Genomic DNA, 580 nt, shown 5'->3' with positions numbered 1-580 from the left:
CGTATCGATCTGGTGATGGCGGGTGTCGCGGCAGTTGGCGCGATGAATGATGAGATCGTGCCGGAACTGGCGCATATGATGGGGCGTCCCGTACGCTATGGCGGTGAGTTTGGCGGCTTCAACGAGCGTGCCGGCCATATGGCGCAGATTGCCGAGACGGCGCTGGCCGATATTGCCGTGGGTGAGGATGAGACGTTCAAACGCTATATCAAGCGCATTCCGCATGGGGTGGTGTTTGTGGTGGCGCCCTGGAACTATCCTTACATGACGGCGATCAACACGGTTGCCCCGGCGCTGATCGCGGGCAATACGGTGGTCCTGAAACATGCCACGCAGACCCTGCTGGTGGGCGAGCGGATGGCGCGGGCCTTCCATGCGGCGGGTGTGCCCGAGGATGTGTTCCAGAACGTGTTTCTGAGCCATGACGTGACCAATGATCTGATCGCGGGCAAGGCGTTTGATTTTGTGAACTTCACCGGCTCGGTCGGTGGCGGTCAGGCGATGGAACGCGCGGCGGCAGGCACCTTCACCGGCGTTGGCACCGAGCTGGGCGGCAAGGATCCGGGCTATGTCATGGAGG

Annotated in this window: 1 protein-coding gene; it reads left to right on the top strand. The window is 61.9% G+C overall.

What is annotated here, in order from left to right:
- The coding region (locus ACR0E6_RS22775; protein ID WP_480587687.1) for an aldehyde dehydrogenase family protein at positions 1-580 on the top strand (580 nt) is incomplete at both ends.

The sequence above is a fragment of the Ruegeria sp. AP12 genome (assembly GCF_056540025.1).
Note: the sequence above shows the minus strand (reverse complement) of the source record. Positions and strands in the feature narration are given on the sequence as shown.